At 68.1% G+C, this 16,298-nt stretch carries 15 protein-coding genes and 2 pseudogenes; 7 read left to right on the top strand and 10 right to left on the bottom strand.

Translation table 11 applies throughout. The features are described 5' to 3' along the window. Nucleotides 1-559: 559 nt before the first annotated feature. The 4 genes and pseudogenes from ACZ7L9_RS37430 to ACZ7L9_RS37445 all read right to left on the bottom strand — a co-directional run bounded on the left by ACZ7L9_RS37430 (nt 560) and on the right by ACZ7L9_RS37445 (nt 3,560). Nucleotides 560-898, bottom strand: a complete 339-nt coding sequence (locus ACZ7L9_RS37430) for an ImmA/IrrE family metallo-endopeptidase (RefSeq protein ID WP_471422000.1) — start codon at nt 896-898, stop codon at nt 560-562. A 47-nt stretch (nt 899-945) separates the two neighbouring features. Further along, nucleotides 946-1,181: pseudogene (locus ACZ7L9_RS37435) on the bottom strand (hypothetical protein); the annotation flags it as partial. 198 nt (nt 1,182-1,379) lie between these two features. Beyond that, nucleotides 1,380-1,667 (bottom strand): annotated as a pseudogene (locus ACZ7L9_RS37440) (MFS transporter); the annotation flags it as partial. Nucleotides 1,668-2,066: 399 nt separating this feature from the next. Next, nucleotides 2,067-3,560, bottom strand: a complete 1,494-nt coding sequence (locus ACZ7L9_RS37445; RefSeq protein WP_471421987.1) for an alpha/beta fold hydrolase — start codon at nt 3,558-3,560, stop codon at nt 2,067-2,069. A gap of 506 nt (nt 3,561-4,066) precedes the next feature. Between ACZ7L9_RS37445 and ACZ7L9_RS37450 the strand changes: the two genes are divergently transcribed. Continuing rightward, on the top strand, nt 4,067-4,486 hold the full coding sequence (locus ACZ7L9_RS37450; protein ID WP_471422001.1) for a CBS domain-containing protein: 420 nt from the start codon (nt 4,067-4,069) through the stop codon (nt 4,484-4,486). A 108-nt stretch (nt 4,487-4,594) separates the two neighbouring features. On the opposite strand, the gene ACZ7L9_RS37455 is transcribed toward ACZ7L9_RS37450, so the two are convergent. Continuing rightward, a complete protein-coding gene (locus ACZ7L9_RS37455) occupies nt 4,595-4,819 on the bottom strand; it encodes a hypothetical protein (RefSeq protein WP_471421988.1) in 225 nt (74 codons plus the stop codon). A 174-nt stretch (nt 4,820-4,993) separates the two neighbouring features. Between ACZ7L9_RS37455 and ACZ7L9_RS37460 the strand changes: the two genes are divergently transcribed. The 4 genes from ACZ7L9_RS37460 to ACZ7L9_RS37475 all read left to right on the top strand — a co-directional run bounded on the left by ACZ7L9_RS37460 (nt 4,994) and on the right by ACZ7L9_RS37475 (nt 9,164). Beyond that, nucleotides 4,994-5,377: a transposase gene (locus ACZ7L9_RS37460; protein ID WP_471421989.1), complete on the top strand. Its 384-nt coding sequence runs from the start codon at nt 4,994-4,996 to the stop codon at nt 5,375-5,377. Nucleotides 5,378-5,397: 20 nt separating this feature from the next. After that, nucleotides 5,398-5,712 carry a hypothetical protein gene (locus ACZ7L9_RS37465; protein ID WP_471421990.1) on the top strand — a complete coding sequence of 105 codons (315 nt, stop codon included), beginning with the start codon at nt 5,398-5,400 and terminating at the stop codon, nt 5,710-5,712. A 34-nt stretch (nt 5,713-5,746) separates the two neighbouring features. Beyond that, complete coding sequence (locus ACZ7L9_RS37470) at nt 5,747-6,406, top strand: transposase (protein ID WP_471421991.1); 660 nt, start codon at nt 5,747-5,749, stop codon at nt 6,404-6,406. Nucleotides 6,407-7,244: 838 nt separating this feature from the next. Beyond that, a complete protein-coding gene (locus ACZ7L9_RS37475) occupies nt 7,245-9,164 on the top strand; it encodes a multicopper oxidase family protein (RefSeq protein WP_471421992.1) in 1,920 nt (639 codons plus the stop codon). A 161-nt stretch (nt 9,165-9,325) separates the two neighbouring features. Here the strand turns inward: ACZ7L9_RS37475 and ACZ7L9_RS37480 are convergent, their stop codons facing one another. Beyond that, a complete protein-coding gene (locus ACZ7L9_RS37480; protein ID WP_471421993.1) occupies nt 9,326-9,607 on the bottom strand; it encodes a dsRBD fold-containing protein in 282 nt (93 codons plus the stop codon). Between the two features lie 518 nt (nt 9,608-10,125). On the opposite strand from ACZ7L9_RS37480, the gene ACZ7L9_RS37485 reads away from it, so the two are divergent. Further along, nucleotides 10,126-11,841, top strand: coding sequence for a sensor histidine kinase (locus ACZ7L9_RS37485; protein WP_471421994.1), 1,716 nt, complete (start codon nt 10,126-10,128; stop codon nt 11,839-11,841). Nucleotides 11,842-11,860: 19 nt separating this feature from the next. Here the strand turns inward: ACZ7L9_RS37485 and ACZ7L9_RS37490 are convergent, their stop codons facing one another. From ACZ7L9_RS37490 to ACZ7L9_RS37500, 3 genes are all read right to left on the bottom strand, one after another. Beyond that, entirely contained in the window at nt 11,861-12,571 is a 711-nt protein-coding gene (locus tag ACZ7L9_RS37490) for a response regulator (RefSeq protein WP_471421995.1), read from the bottom strand. A 104-nt stretch (nt 12,572-12,675) separates the two neighbouring features. Continuing rightward, nucleotides 12,676-13,137 carry a Crp/Fnr family transcriptional regulator gene (locus ACZ7L9_RS37495; RefSeq protein WP_471421996.1) on the bottom strand — a complete coding sequence of 154 codons (462 nt, stop codon included), beginning with the start codon at nt 13,135-13,137 and terminating at the stop codon, nt 12,676-12,678. 240 nt (nt 13,138-13,377) lie between these two features. Further along, entirely contained in the window at nt 13,378-14,109 is a 732-nt protein-coding gene (locus ACZ7L9_RS37500) for a helix-turn-helix domain-containing protein (protein ID WP_471421997.1), read from the bottom strand. 754 nt (nt 14,110-14,863) lie between these two features. Here ACZ7L9_RS37500 and ACZ7L9_RS37505 point away from each other — a divergent pair. Further along, on the top strand, nt 14,864-15,265 hold the full coding sequence (locus tag ACZ7L9_RS37505; RefSeq protein WP_471421998.1) for an alcohol dehydrogenase catalytic domain-containing protein: 402 nt from the start codon (nt 14,864-14,866) through the stop codon (nt 15,263-15,265). A gap of 380 nt (nt 15,266-15,645) precedes the next feature. On the opposite strand, the gene ACZ7L9_RS37510 is transcribed toward ACZ7L9_RS37505, so the two are convergent. Continuing rightward, nucleotides 15,646-15,918, bottom strand: a complete 273-nt coding sequence (locus ACZ7L9_RS37510; protein ID WP_471421999.1) for a DUF6225 family protein — start codon at nt 15,916-15,918, stop codon at nt 15,646-15,648. Nucleotides 15,919-16,298: the final 380 nt, after the last annotated feature.

The following is a 16,298-nucleotide window of genomic DNA, read 5'->3' on the forward strand; positions in this document are numbered from 1 at the left end:
GATGCCGGCCTGACAGACGAACTGATGTGATCACCGGACGGCTCCCTTGGCGGAAGGACGAACCTCGGGCGAGACCGTTCCCGCAATTCGAAGAGGCGTGGATCGCAGGTGGGCGTCCCACTTCCAGGATCAACGCCCTCTTCGTCATCGGCAGGAGCGAACGCACCGAGTCGGGTCCTGGTCACGCGCGGTCCCGACCGGAGAAACCGGCCACCCCGGACCAGGAGTCCTCGGCCCTCCACGCACAGATCGTGGGTGACAATTCTGGAAAGTGCCACTTTCGGAAGGTGTGATGAAACGATCCACACCCCAGCAGCTCCCCGAGGTTCAGTTGGAGACCCCGCGGGCAACTGCCACCGGACGCGGCCGGGTATGCGCGGGACAAGATACAGGCCGTCCTCGGCCAGATGCGGGAGCCGGTTCTGTTCGCCCGGGTGAAACTGACCCGCACGGCAAATTCGACGGTGGAGCGGCCGGTGATTGCTCAGGCCAACGTGGATGTCAACGCCGACCTACCCGCGCGCATGTTGCGGGGCAGACCGTCACCCAGTCTGTCGACCTACTCCAGGACCGGCTGGCAGAACGGTTGGCTCGGCTGACCCAACACTGGGAGACGCCGCCGCCGGACGCCCGTCCCGGCGCCGACCAGGACGGCCGACTCCGCTGCGATCACCCTGGGGTGCTCAGGCAGGGTGCGGGCTGGCGGATCGCGAAGCCGGTAGGCCAGGGCCATGGCGGACACGCCCCAGCGGCGCTTGGCGCTCAGTATCCGGTTGATGGAGGCGTCGCCCAGTTGCTGGGCGACGATGCCGGCCCGGGGCATGAGGAAGGCGGAGGCGAAGGCGTTGGCCTCTGGTTTGCCCTCGCGGCCGCCGGCGACGCGGTGTTCGGAGTGCAGGACAAGGTGGCCGAGTTCGTGGGCGGCGTCGAAGCGGCCGCGTTTACGCCGCCGTACTCCACCGCGTACGCCGGGCTCGACAGCATGGAGCCGACCAGCAGGCCGCCGCCGAAGTAGCCGCCTGCTCAGGGTCGTAGGCCGGGCCCGCCTCCCAGTACGGGCGGCGGCGGCCGTCGTCCGTCTCGACGGTGCGGCTCAGCGGCTCCTCGCCCTCGCGCAGCCGGACTCCGTCCGCCGCACAGACCGGGACCTCACGGGCCGTGCCCCCGGAGGGCGACCACCTGGGCGCGCTGCCGAAGCCGCGGTGAACACGGCGGGCCTGACTCGGCATGGCTTGCACCGGAAGGGGGAACCGCAGGGGGCCCTCCGGGGGTCGGCAGGGGAGCGTACACCAGTACGGGCGTGACGAGATCCTCGGCCTGGCGCACTCCGATCGCGAGCTCGTCGTGTTTCTCGAAGCGGGCTGGGATCGCCGATCCGGCCAGCGGACGTGGGGCGCGAGTGCGATACCGGTCGAGGTAGCGCCGAGGACGCCGACGAGCAGGAGTCGCACATGCCTGTACCGGTCGCCGAGCGCCCCCGCGATGTCCAGAAACGCTGCCACCGCGAGTAGACAGGCGGTGCTGGTCCACTGGGCCTGCGCCACGGTCGCGCCGAGATCGTGTTGCAGGCTGGGCTGTGCCACGAGCAGTACTTTGCCATTCGGCGCGACAGTCACTGCGTCCGGTGTGACCAGAAGCGCGAGGTGTGGCCGTGGAGTTCGGGTCATGCGTCCACCGGGCCGAGGTGGGCGTCGAGAGCCGCTTCGACGAGCCGGTCGAGTCCGACACTGCCGGGTGCGCCGTCGGACGGCGGGGCGCCGAGATCGTGTTGCAGGCTGCGCCAGGCTGGGCAACGCCGTGGAGGTTCGACCAGAGAGAGGCGGCTGTCACGGCCGGCGGTAGCTCGGTGCCGGAGGGGTGGCGGGTTGCCGCGTCGCGTCTCGCTCCGTCCGGTGCCGGGGCGACGAGCTGGACGATGAACTCGTTGAGCGGCAGGGCCGATTCCCGCAGCCCCGGCCGTTCCGACAGGTTCTTCTCGCTGCTGAGCAGCTCATGACGGAACATCAGCTCCGAGCAAGAACGGCGGTGGGCGGCCCGCCCGCCCCACCGCCGCACCCCCTGTCGGCTCAGCCCTGCGGTCCGGTGAGGTAGGCGTCGATGACCCGCATCGCCTTCTCCGTTCCGCCCCTGCGGTAGAGCCAGTGGCTCACGACGTCCATCGTGAACAGGGACGCCTTCGGGAAGGAGCGCGCCATGCGCTGCGCGCCCGGCAGGGGAGTCGCCAGATCATGGGTGGCGTTGACCACGAGAACGGGCGGTAGGTCGCCCTTCCCTCGGGCGGGCTGGGGCTTCGGCGGCATGCTCCAGCCCTGGCAGCCGAGAATGATTTTGAGTGCCTGGGCGTTGTAGCGGACGTGCGGGGCGGACTTCGCGACCCTCTCGCGGATGGCCCGGTACTCGGCGTAGTCGCGGATCCGGAAGTCGTAGTCCCGGCACAGCACGAGCCGCACGGCAAGGTCGGTGACGGTGGGGAACCAGCGGACCTCACCCTTTCCCGTGTACAGGGCGGCCAGTTGCCGTGCTGTCTCCTCCGGGCTTCCCTTACCAAGAGCGTAGGTGAGGAAGCCCGACAGCTTGTCGGCGTCGACCTTGGTCCGCGTCGGTCCGTTCGGGCCGGGCTCACGGAGTGTGCCCGCGTCGGCGCGGGCGAACAGTGTGTCGGTGGCGGCCATAAGGTCCTTGCCGTTGAGTGCGCAGGCCCTGTCCTTCTCGCACCAGGCCGCGAGCCGTTTCAGGGTGTCGTTGATGGTGACGCTGCCGTCGGTGAGGTACCGCTCGGCATTCGGCCGGTCCGGGTCCATCGCGCTGTCGAGGGCGAGTGCGCGGAGCCTGCCGGGGAAGAGGCGGGCATAGCGCTCGCCGAGGAAGGTGCCGTAGGAGTGGCCGAGAAAGCTGATTTGGCGTTCGCCGAGCGCGGCGCGGATCGCGTCCATGTCGCGGGCCACGCTCTCCCCGTCCATATGGGCCGCGAGCGGGCCCGTCCGCTCCAGACAACTGTCCGCCAGCCTGCCGTTCAAAGTGCGCAGCCGCTCGAACTCGGCCGCGTCGCGGGGGCGGGCCGGGACCTGCTCGCTGATCGTCTCGTCGCATTCGGCTTCCCGGCTGCGGCCGATGCCGCGCGGGTCGAAGCCGATCACGTCGAAGCGCTGGAGCATGGCCGGGGAGTAGCCACTGACAGGGTCGTCCGCGTACAGCGCGTCGTCGGCCCCGGGTGTCCCGGGGCCACCCGGGTTCGACATCAGGACGCCGATGCGCCGCGCGGGGTCGGTGGTCCGGTACCGCGCCACGAAGATGCCTGTCTTCGGCCCGTTCGGCTTCGTCCAGTCCAGCGGCACCTCGACCGTCGCGCACTGCGCCCTCGGGCTGGGATCGGGAAAGGGCGGCTCGGCTTCGGGGCAGGCGCCCCAACGAATCGGTGATACCGGGACGGCGGCACCGGACGACTGCTGAGCGGCCGCCGCGCCGGGGACGGCCAGGACGGCGGCGGAGGCGGACAGGGCCAGGAATACGGAGACGACCCGCCGTCCTGCCTTCGGGTTCACACTCATACTCGTGTTCATGCGCGTCACTGTCCCGACCCCGTATGACGGCGCCTCCATGGACACATAGTCAGAACGTAACAAGGAGTTCCAGCCGATGCGGCATTCCATTGCGAGGCAGCCCTGGCGGGGGCATAGCGATGGGGCATATACGTGTTGCCGGCTAGGCGGTGGCGGTCTCAAAGAGACTTGAATCATCAACGTCCCAGGCTCGCCCGCTTGTTACGCCTCGATCTGCGGCGCGACCGTTGGAGCCTTCCAACGGACTCGGCCGACCGTAAGGGCGGGCGATACCCGCAGCGTCTCACAGCGAGTCGACGATGAGCGGGCGTGGCTGCTGGACGCCCTGCGAGCGTGCCCGTCGGTCCATCGACGGGCACCGCGGCAGTAGCCTGGTGGAGCCGATCGGCTCGGCGTGCGTACGGCATGTGGAAAGCCCACAATGAGCCATAAGCGTACGGCTGAGGGTGGGCCAGGTTCCGGGCGCTCTCTCGGTGCCGGATCCTCGAAGCTCTAGGGAGAAGGCCATGACCACTGCACGGGAGATCATGCACGTCGAAGCGACCTGCATCCAGGAGAACGAGACGCTGGCCGTCGCGGCGCGCACGATGAAGGAGCTGAACATCGGAGCCCTGCCGGTCTGCGGGGAGGACGACCGCCTCCACGGGATCATCACTGACCGTGACATCGTGGTGAAATGTCTCGCCAACGGCAAGGACCCCCGGACGGTAACCGCAGGCCGGCTTGAACAGGGCAAGCCGATCACGATTGACGCAGATGCGGACACTGACGGGGTCCTTCGGACCATGGAGGAGCACAAGATCCGACGGCTGCCGGTCATCGAGAACCACCGCCTCGTAGGGATGATCAGCGAGGCGGACCTCGCACGCCACCTGTCGGAGGAGCAGGTGGGCCACTTCGTTGAGGCTGTCTGCGGAGCCTCCTGATTCGCTGACATCGCGAATGTCGATCACGTCTCAGGCGCCCGGTAGAGTTTTGGGCACATTCGGAGAGCCAGGGGCGAACATGCGGTTGCCAGCGTGCCGCGGCAGGGATCAAGGGTGCGGGTTCAGTGCATGATGAACACGTAGCCGGCCAGTGTACTTCCGTCGGATTCGCTCGAGGATGCGGCGCAGCGCATGGCCGATGTAGGCGTGGGTGCCTTGCCTGTGGTGAACGGCGACGCAGTGATCGGCATGGTGACCGATCGGGATCTCGTGGTAAGGGCCATGGCCCATGGCCCGTAAGCTGTCGCCACAGACCAGGATGGAAGCGATCATGTCACCTGCATCCGTGACTGTGGAGGCTGAAACCACTGTTGCGGTCGCCGTCATCGAGATGCGTTCGATCCAGGTGCGTCACCTTCCCGTGGCGGTCCCTCTCTGTCAGCCTTGGGTGAGACATCCCGTTCTGCGGGGTTAGCCTGAGAGGGCACGACAGGAGAACCGTCCCTTATGCCCAGCACAGAGCCTGTCGGATCCGACCCGGCACCGAGGCCGAAGCGCCGCACTTTCACCTCGGAGTACAAACTGCGGATCGTTGCCGAGTGCGACGCCGCACCCAGGAACGAGAAGGGCGCGGTCCTGCGCTGGGAACGGCTCTACCACTCCCATATCAAGGAGTGGCGGGCCGCGCGGGACGCCGGGGCCCTGGAAAACCTGATCGACCGCCGGACCAGCCCGGCCCGCGCGAAGAAGTCCGCCGCGGAGGTGGAGAACGAGAAGCTGCGGCAGCAGGTGGAGCGGTTGCAGAGGGACCTGGCACGGAACAAGGCCGCACTCGAGGTGATGGGAAAAGCTTCCGCGCTCTTGGAGATGATCTCCGAGAGCGCGGACTGAAGCCTGCCGTCGACCCTGTCGTGGACGAGGCGTTCACCGGCGTCGAGACTCAGCTGGGCATCACGGCCGCCTGTCGGCTGACCGGCCGCTCCCGCGCCACGCACTACCGCCGGCTCCGGCCTGCACCACCACGCAGAGCACGTGCCCCGCAGGTGCAGCCGTCGGTCCTGACGGCCGAAGAGCGGGCTGCGGTGATGGAGTTGATGAACGGAGACGAGTACGCCGAGCTCGCGCCTGCACAAATCTGGGCCCGCGAGCTGGATGCCGGGCGCTATCACTGCTCCGTCTCGACGATGCACCGGACTGATCCTGCGCGAGCAGGATCAGTCCGGTGAGCGCCGACGGCAGGCCACCCATCCCGCCAAGGCGGTGCCTGAGCTGGTCGCCACGGGGCCCTCGCAGGTGTTCACCTGGGACATCACCAAGGCGGCCGGACCGGGCAGGGGCGTCTGGTATCACGCCTACGTGATCATTGACATCTTCAGCCGGTACATCGTCGGCCACACCGTCGAGCGAGCTGAATCGGCGGTGCGGGCCGAGGAGTTGATCCGCGAGACCATCGCCCGTAACGGCATCGTGCCCGAGACCGTGCACGCGGACCGCGGCACCTCGATGACGTCGAAGAAGGTTTCCCAGCTGCTGATCGATCTGGGCGTGACGCGGTCGCACTCGAGGCCGAAGGTCTCCAACGACAACCCTTACAGCGAGGCCCAGTTCAAGAGCACGAAGTACATGTCGGACTATCCTGAACGGTTCGATTCGTTGGCCCACGCCCGCGAGTGGTTCGACGCGTTCATCGCGTATTACAACCATGAGCACCGGCACTCGGGTATCGGCTGGCACACACCCGCATCCGTCCACTTCGGGACCGCCGAGGAGGTCCGCGACCAGCGCGCGGTCACCCTCGCCGAGGCATACGCCCGCCACCCCGAACGCTTCGGCCGCCGCCCCAGACCACCCGAGATACCCCAGACGGCCTGGATCAACGACCCGGCCAAGCGCAGGGAACCCGCACCACAAACCTCATAGCGTCACGACCGTCTCACTGGACTTGAAATCTTCCTCCTTGCCGCGCAGTGGAGGCAGCTCCCAAACCCCTTCGGGGGATACCCCCCGCTCGGAGGGGCGAGAGCTACACCAGGGGGGCCGAGGCCCCGCCGCGCTCCGAGCCCGGGAAGCCCGGAGCCTGAGCCCGCCGCGCTGCCAGCCCTCGGAGCCGAGCGGGGCAACGGGGTTGTTGTCAGCGGCGTCCTGTGCACGGTCATCGAACCCAGAGATCGTTGTCGAGCTCTCCGGGGCGCGCTCGGCCGCCGCTGAGATCCGGTCGGCGGCCTCGTGGTCCATCGGCGCTGAACGTCCCATGCCTTCATGTCACGTCAGCACCAGGCCGCCGCGAGTTCAACGGCAGCCCCGCCCTTCCACCACTTGCCTGACCACCTACTGGCCCGTGTACCTGCGCATTCACTTGACAGCACAAGATAACGATCGCCGCGAATGTTGCGCTTGCGCGTGATCCGCTCGACCTTCTTCCGGTTGATGCCGTGGCCCTGCCGGCGCAGAGCCGCGTGCACCGTGGGACGCCGTAGGCGCCCCAACCGGTTGCTGGAAGATCCGGCCGCAGTCTGTCTCTGCTTGCCCAGCCCGTCCAGATCCGCCGGCGGCGACTTGGCTGCCGTCGGAGGTGGTCGAGAGAACCCTCGTCCGGAGTAATCCAGCAACGCACTGACTTTCCGTCTGCGGCAGTCTGATGATGCCCGGGGCTTGCTGGCGGCCTCGGGGCACTGCCGATCAGAGCTGAAGCAGTCAGCAGGGCTGGAGTCAGTCCGACGAGTGCTGGAGGGCGTGAGTGGTCACGAGGCGGCGTGTCGTGCAGGCAGCGGCTGGCGGAATGCTCGCGCTCCTTCCAGCCGGTTACGTGGCTCCGCGGCTCTGGGCGCGGGCTGGTGGGGGTCTTCTGGACCCGGGGAAGGTGGACAAGTACGTCACGCCGCTCGTCGTCCCGCCCGTCATGCCGCAGGCCGGGGGCGGCGTCGCTGGTCGCATCGACCACTACGTGATCGGTGTGCGGCAGTTCCGGCAGCAGGTGCTGCCCTCCGGTCTGCCGGCGACGACCGTGTGGGGGTACGGCTCAACTCTGCATCCGCGCAGCTTCCACTACCCCGCGTTCACCGTCGAGGCCCGTGCCGGAACGCCTGTGCGGGTGAGGTGGAAGAACCAGCTGCGTGATCGCGCGGGCCGTTACTTGCCGCACCTGCTGCCGGTCGACCCCACACTGCACTGGGCGAACCCTCCGGGCGGAGCGTCGGCTCGGGATTCACGTCCAGGATTCCGCTCGACACCCGGAGCGTACTCGGGCCCGGTGCCGATCGTGACACACCTGCATGGCGGGCAGAATTCGGAGGAGAGCGACGGCTACACCGAAGCCTGGTACCTTCCCGACGCGGTCGACCTTCCTGCGGGATACGCTGAAGTCGGCTCGTTCTACGAGGAGTTCAAGGACAAGTTCGAAGACCGGTTCGGCGATGCCTGGAGCCGGGGCGACGCCGTGTTCCAGTATGCCAACGCGGACAGAGCCTCGACCTTCTGGTTCCATGATCACGCGCTGGGTGTTACGCGGCTGAATGTCTACGCCGGACTGGCGGGGTTCTACCTTCTGCGAGGCGGACCTGCGGACCTTCCCGACGGAGTGTTGCCGGGTCCCGCACCCCGGACCGGTGATCCGCCCGGCCGGAGGTACTACGAGATCCCTCTTGCCATCCAGGACCGCTCGTTCCACGTCGACGGCAGCCTCTTCTACCCGTCCGGACGCGCTGCCTTCGACGGATTCAGGGGCCCCTACATCCCGGGCAGTGACATCCCTCCGATCTGGAACCCCGAGTTCTTCGGCAACACGATGGTGACCAACGGGAGAACCTGGCCGGTCCTTCGAATAGAACCGCGCCGCTACCGGTTCCGGCTTCTCAACGGATGCAACTCGCGGTACCTGATCCTGAAGATCGTCACCCGCCCCCTCGCCCACAGGCCCGCATCCCCCGCACTCCCCTTCTGGCAGATCGGCAGCGAGGGGGGATTCCTCCCCACGCCGGTACGGTGCGACCAGGTGCTCATCGCTCCCGCCGAGCGCGCCGACGTGATCGTCGACTTCGCGTCGGTACCGGTCGGGACCGAGTTGTATCTCATCAACGAGGGCCCCGACAAAGCATTCCAGGGTGGGAAGGCGGGTACGGACTTCTCCCCGGCGGACCCGGCCACCACCGGTCAGGTCATGAAACTCGTCGTCCAAGCGCTCACTGCACCGGACACGACCGTGCCACCCTCCCAGCTGTCGCTTCCGTCGTTCGAGCCGTTGGGGAAGGCGAGCCGCATCCGACGGCTTTCCCTCAGTGAGCAGAACTCCGCGTCGCTGCCGCACGTCGGCCCCCGGCAAATGCTGCTCGGCACCCTGGACCGAAGCGGAGCCGCTGTGCCGATGCACTGGGACGACCCTGTCACAGAGAATCCGGCCCTGGGCGCGACCGAGATCTGGGAGATTCACAACTTGACGAAGGATGCCCACCCGATCCATGTCCACGAGGTCCAGTTCCAGGTCCTCGACCGGCAACAGGCCGGCCGTGCCGCCCGGCCTGCCGAGCCGTGGGAGAGCGGGTTCAAGGACACAGCAGTCGCTTACCCGGGTGCCGTGACGAGGCTGAAGGCGACATTCGACCGGGCGGGCCGGTACGTCTGGCACTGTCACATGCTCGAACACGAAGACAACGACATGATGCGGCCCTACACCGTCGGATGAAGGTGGAGTCCTTGCGACGGCGCCGAGGTCACCGAGGCCCGACTGGCGATCTACGAACCCCCGCGCTTCTTCGAGGCGTTCCTGCGCGGGCGCTCCTACACCGAACCGCCCGAGTCCTGTGGCTCGCCCACAGGGCGGCTGTTCTCGAGTCCGTTCACCGTTCACCCGGGGGCGCCGAGGTCGCTCGACGCGGCGTCCGTACTTCCGGCGCGGAGCAGCTGATTGCCGAGGTCGATCAGGGCCCGGCCGGCAGCGTACTCGTCGCCGATCTCGGGGACGGGTGGGTCGTGAGGGTTGCGCTGGGCGGAGGTGCGGCTCTGAAGGGTGGCGTCACCGGTGTCGAGGACGGCATGAACCTTGGTGAGGTCACCTTCCTCGAAGAGGTCCACACGCACGATCCATTGCTTGGTGCGTGGCGTCTCGGTGCTGGTGTGCCGGGTCATGGTCAGGCACTTCCTTCCGCTGAGTACTCCAGGCCGCCTGGGAGGCGTGCCTCCGCCGGATCTGCGGCGACACGTCACTTCTTCCTCGCGGGTGCAGCGGCAACCGCCTCCGAGACCTGCTCAGGACTCCACCCTGCGCCGTGCGGGTCGTCCCCCGCTTGGGCCTACTGGTCCACAGGGCGTGGCCGGACGGGTCCGCTCGGTACGCCTTGCAGCCTGACCCGCCCGTACACGCTGTGGGGGCGATTCCGGAGGCCGGTGCCGCACTCTGCCTTTCGTGACTGCCGTGGTCGGTGTTTCATCGGGAGCACGATCCTTCTTCCCGACGCATGCTGGGGCCCAGCGCCGTCGGACGGCGTCCTCGTGTTCGCTTCCACGGACTGTGGTCACCGGTCTGGAGGAAACGCCCGACTGTATGGGCTGAGCCGATTGCAGTCCACGAGGTGCCGCTCGATGTGCGCCCACTACCGTGGAGGTGTGGCCCGCCCGGGATCCGCGGGAGTCACGACGGAGGCACCGTGAGCGACAACGGAACAGACCGCTGCAGCGAGGAGCGCCGTCGGCTCAGTACGTTGCCGGAGGATCTCCTCGGGCGCCTCGACGTCGTGAAGCGTGGCCCTGCGGAAGCGGCCCTGCTGCTGGAGGCCGTCATGTCGGTGGCCCGAGGCCTCGACCTGCCCCAGGTGCTGCGCCGGATCGTCGAGGCCGCGGTCGTCGTGGTCGATGCCGAGTACGGGGCGTTGGGCGTGGTCGGCGAGGGGACCCGGCTCACGCAGTTCCTGCCGGTGGGTATGACGCAGGAGCAGCACAAGGCAATCGGCCCCTTGCCCGAAGGGCACGGCATCCTCGGCGAGCTGATCCGCCACCCCGTGCCGTTGCGGCTTGCGGAACTGTCCGAGCATCCGTCGTCCTACGGGTTTCCGCCGAACCATCCCCCGATGCACTCGTTCTTGGGAGTTCCCATCCGGGTGCGCGACGAGGTGTTCGGCAATCTGTATCTCACCGAGAAACGGGGTGGCCACGAATTCGACGCCGAGGACGAGACCGTGCTCTCGACCCTCGCGGTGGCAGCAGGAGTGGCCATCGAGAACGCCCGCCTGTATACGCGGACGCGCGACCGTCAACGCTGGCAGGAAGCCAACAGCGAGATCGTCGCCGGCCTGCTGAGCGGGGTGGACGACCCACATGTCCTGCGCATGATCGTCGATCACTCCTCGTACATTCTCGGCGCGGATCTCGGGGTCCTGGCGCTTCCCGCCGGGAGGCGGGCCCTCCGCGTGGCACTGGCTTCGGGCAGGGACGCCGAGATGCATCGCGGCTTGATCCTGCCGCGCGAGGGATCGTTCGCCGGAGCGGCTCTCGACGCGGGCGAGCCGATCACCAGCCTCGATGTCGCAGACGATCCAAGGATCACCGCCGGCCCCCCGAGGTGGACGGGGCTCGGTCCGGCTGTCGCGGTCCCGATGGTGACGGGAGAGCGGACCCGCGGGGTGCTGGCACTGGCTCGCGCACGGGGCCGTCCCGCCTTCACAGAATCGGAGATCGCGCCCCTCCTGACGTTCGCCGGGCAGGCTGCCCTGGCGATGGAGCTCACCGAGCGGCGCGAGTCCGCCGAGCAGATTGCCCTGTTGGAAGAACGCGACCGCATTGCCCGGGATCTGCACGACCTGGCCATTCAACGGCTGTTCGCCACCGGTATGACACTCCAGAGCGTGGTGCGGCTCGTGGAACAGCCACAGGCGAGCGAGCGGCTGCTGCGCGCCGTGGACGATCTCGACGAGACCATCAAGATCATCCGGTCGACCATCTTCGGCCTCCGCGCCCGTGACTCGGGCCGTGCCGGCCAGGGGCTGCGCGCTCGGACGGCGACCACGGTCGAGCAGGCCGCACGGACCCTGGGCTTCCAGCCGTCCCTGCGGATGGAAGGGCTGATCGATACGGACGTGCCGGCCGAGATCGCCGAGCAGGTGATCGCGGTTCTCGGCGAGGCGCTGAGCAACGTCGCCCGCCATGCACGAGCGACGGGGGTGGACGTCTCGCTGGTGGTGGGTACGGGGGCACTGACCCTCGTCGTGTCCGACAACGGCGTGGGCATGCCCGAGCACGTCCGTTCCCGGAGCGGGCTCGACAACCTCGCACGGCGCGCCGAAAAACTCGGCGGCGCGATGAGTATGGAGGCGTCGGGACATGGCGGCACCCGGCTGAACTGGCGCGTGCCGTTGCGGATTTCCTGATCCATCACGGGCCGTACAGTCACCTCCGATGGTGTCCGGCAGCGGACGGAGAGTGTTCGGTGGCGTGCGCGGCGATCACGGCCGCCTGGATGCGGCGCTCGACACCGAGCTTGGCCAGCAGACGGGAGATGTGATTCTTGACCGTCTTCTCCGACAGATAGAGGCGCTTACCGATCTGGCTGTTGGTCAGCCCTTCACCGATCAGAGCGAGGACGTCCTTCTCCCGAGGCGACAGCCCCGACAGCGCGTCGTCCTCCGCGGTCTCAGCGCCGAATTCCTCCTCGCGCAGGCTGCTCATCAGCCGTGCCGTAGTCGCCGGGTCGAGGGTCGAGCGCCCGGAAGCCAGCGTGCGGACGGCGGAGACAAGGTCCGAACCCTTGATCTCCTTGAGTACGTAGCCTGCCGCGCCGGCCATGATCGCGTCGAGCAGCGCTTCGTCGTCGTCGAACGAGGTGAGCATCAGACAAGCCAGTTCCGGCATTCGTGAACGCAGCTCACGGCAGACCGTGATCCCGTCACCGTCCGGCAGCCGGACATCGAGAATCGCGACGTCGGGACGGAGAGCCGGGCCGCGGGCCAGCGCGTGATCGGCTGTGCCGGCGTCGCCGACGACCTCGATGTCGGGTTCCGCGTCCAGCAGATCCTGCACCCCGCGCCTGACGACCTCGTGGTCGTCGAGCAGAAACACGCGGATCGGCTTCTGCGCCGAGAACCCCCTTTCGTCGCCCATGGTGTCCTCCTCGCTGTGATGTGTTGCGCAATCCTGCCGCTCACTCATCGTGGGGCCGCGCAGCAGGGACACACCAGGGCCGGACGGTCCCGCGCCCCGGACCGTCAGAGATCGGGAGCGTCGGCCTGGGGGCCGTAGAGCTGCAGCAGTCTTGTCCGTGTTCCGTACAGCCGCTTCGCCACCGTCTCGGCGACGTACTTGTACACCGCCCGGCCAAGCACCGCATCGGCCTCGCACAGTGCGCGGACGGCAGCGGCATTGAATTCCACGGCCTGTCCCGCCTGGATCACGTGCGCACCCAGGTGCCACACGTGCGGGGTGAACAGCCAGGACCATCCCAACAGGTCGTCCCGGCCCACTGTCTCCACGACCACCGCACGACGGCCGGGCACATGGAGGTCGACCTCGACCTGCCCGGAGCGGATGACCCAGAAGCGGTCGGCCCGTCTGCCCTCCTCGAAGAGGCGTGCATCGAGGACCAGCGGCACCTCCTTGGCCGCCTCGTCGAGCAGACGTGCCCGGCCCTCGCTCGGGAGCACGTCCAGCAGACTCCTGGTCGTCGACATCGAACCCTCCGTCCCTGGCGACATCCCGGGCATGATGTGCTGACACGCCGCAGCTGCCGTACGAGCCAGTGCCCTGGTCAGACGTCAGGCCACCTGCGGTGAACGATATGCCCGGCACCGAGCGAGCGCTCGGTTGTGATGCGCGGTGCGGAATCAACCGCGCCTCTCTTCGCATGGCGATGGTCAGAACCTGTGGCATGGTGCGCTTGGCGGTTGCCGTAGACCCGTTGCGGTCCGGTTTCAGGTCGAGAGATCTCGGGGACCGTCGCCGGTCCGAGGAGCGTGGCTCTCGAGCACGTGAATGCGGCGCCCGGTCATGCGTGTGGGGGTGATGGTCAGCCACTCGTTTCGTCGGCCGCCGGCCCACGGCGTGGTGTAGGCGAGTTCGTCCAGCCTGCGGGCGGCTTCGGGGTCGGTGACGGCTGCTGCCGTACCGAGGAGGAGGACGCTCCACCCTTGGCTCAGAGCGTCATCGATGTGATCCACTTCGAAGGCGACCGGGTGGCCCGCGGCGGTGGCGGGCAGCGAGTTGTGAGCGCTGCGATACGCGATCCGGTCACCGTCCACGATGTAGTTGACCGGCAGGATGGCCGGCCCGTCGTCCGTCGTCACACCGATCCGGCCCACGCCGTGGGTGGACAACAGTCGACGGCACTCCTGGGGACCGAGTTCGAGCAGTTCGGTGTGATAGCCGGCGCGGCCGATACCCGGGGGCAGTTCCGTCGTGCTACCGGTCAGCTCGGCCACAGTGGTCTCCAGCGCTTGGGCCAGCCGCAGCAGAAAACCTATGCCCGGTGTGGCCTGCTGCTCCTCGATGTACTGGATGTACCCGGGTGCGGAGCCGGCCCGCTCGGCCACTGCCTCTCGGCTGAGTCCGAGCTGCTCGCGACGCGTCGACACCCGTCGGCCCAGGTCTCCCGACGGGGCTCGGTCCGGCTTGCTGTCCGATGAGTGGCTTTCTCCGTGCACCATGCTGCACACATCCTTCGGGGGATCCGATCCGGCCGTCAGGCCCTCCAATGTTCCGCGTGCTCTTCGTCCACTCCATCGTGTGCCGTCGGGGACACACGGCGCGTGGGCCGACCGGCCCGGTATCACGCCCCGCTCAGCCCATGCTCCGCGAGCCGTGCTGGGTCTGCAGGGTGGTGGTACGTGCTTCTTCCCTGTTCTACCGAACGGTGGACAGCGACCTCGGAGCCGGCCCGGTCGAGTGCCGCCAGGACGTCGTGGACGACGCGGAGGGGGCGTTGTGAGCGTGCCGCTTCCGTCGCCGCCCAGTCCGGGGCACGTTCTGCGCGTGTCCCGTGCCGAAGACCGGGTCGCGCAAAATCCATCGCAGGTCCGGCCATTCGAGGGGTTGCGTCGCGAACGAACTGGACACCGCGTGGAGTGTGGCGGTGAGCAGGACGCGTTCCAGGGCCTGGTCGGCGCGCAGCCAGTCCTCCGGGTGGTCGCCCCGGGTGCTCAGCAGAGCGAGCTGAGGCCGGTTCTCGAACAGGACGCGGACCCGGCCCGGGCAGAAGCCGGTGGAGGTGGTGCAGGACTCGGCCGCCGGTGGCCGTGCCGGCCGACGAGACGATGACGACGGGGGACACTCCCGGCACCGGGAGTGTGATGGGCCCGCCCGGCCCCGGCATGGACCGCCCGGCCCAAGCGCGACTGGCCGGCGCCAGGCCAGCCTGAGGGAGAACCTCACCCGAGAGGACATCAGGAGGACGGCGACGTCGTGAAGGCACTCGTTTACCGGGGACCTGGGCAAACCGCATGGCAGAAGGACGTTCCGGACCCCGCGCTCCAGGATGCTGCCGACGCCGTCATCCGTGTCGATGTCGTCACCATCTGTCGTACCGACCTGCACATCATCAAGGGCGATGTGCCCGAGGTGACGCCCGACCGGGTGCTGGGGCACGAAGCCGTCGGTATCGTGGTCGAGACCGGTTCCGACGTCCATACGATCCGTCCCGGTGATCGTGTTCTGATCTCGTGCATATCCCCGTGCGGCCGTTGCCGCTTCTGCCGCCGAGCGGCCGACGGCGCTCATGCTCTGGATCACGCCCGCCTAGCGGCAGGCGGCTTCGGCGAACGCCCGGCGTTGTGTACTGCCCGAGGCACCGTGGTCGGTGTGTAGGACTGCGCCGGCGAGGCTGCCGCGGCACCGCTCGGCGACGGCAAGGGCGTCGGTGACGAGCTGGGAGCGCATGTGGCCGGCGGTCGCCCAGCCCGGCCAGGCGCCGGGAAACGAGCCCCCGGCGCGGGTGGGACTGGCTGGGGAACGTGACGAAGCCCTTCCCCCGGGGGAAGGGCTTCGTGAGCGAGCGCTGGGCAGGCCTTGCACCTGCATTTCCCCGCAGGAAGCGGGGCGTCGTTCCTTGGACCACCAACGCAGATCAGTCGCCGTGATCTGCGGCGAACTGCCAAGATCAACTATAGCGCACGCAGGCCGTCGGCCGGCCCCGGCCAACGCGCGACGGATACTGCTGGCGTTCTTCCGAGTGACACCGCGGCCGGTCAGTCCAGACGGTCGTACGCGCCCGGCTCCCAGTCGGCGAACAAAGTCAGCGCCTCCGCTGTCTCGGTACGCTCCGGCGCCGTGGAAGTGGCCGGCCACCAGTTCTCCACCTGATGCGCGTCCACGAGAACGAAGTCCCGGTATCCGTCGAAGTCACCGGGATCGCCTGCCACGCCGATGTGAATGGGTGCGTCATCGGGCAGGTCTTTCAGCGCGTCGCGAAGCTGCGCGGCGTTCCAGACCTGCGGGGCGTGCTCAAAGACGTCGGTCATGGGCACAGAGTGCCGGACCGGACCGCGTTGCCGGTGGAGGCACGGCTGCGCCCTGGGCCAGAGCACTGATCCGGGGCACGTGACCGGTGTGAAGAACTGATCACCGAGAGGCGAACCGAAGCCCGACCACCGGACACCGTACCGGGATCAGGTGGTGTCGTTCCTGGAACACCCACTGGTCCCACGCGATCTACTTCACCGGATGCCCGCTACCGTCAGGGCATCGCTCGCGCGCAGCCCCCTCAAGGGAGGCGCGCCCGATGCACACCACCCAGCAGCGCCACCTGCTACTGAACTTGATTGGGTGATGTCGGTCTGATCGTGTCAGTTGTTCAGGGTCAGGCCGGTGCCTATGAGGCAGCCGTCGATGAGGTGCGGTC

The organism is Streptomyces sp. NPDC111516 (genome assembly GCF_055635345.1).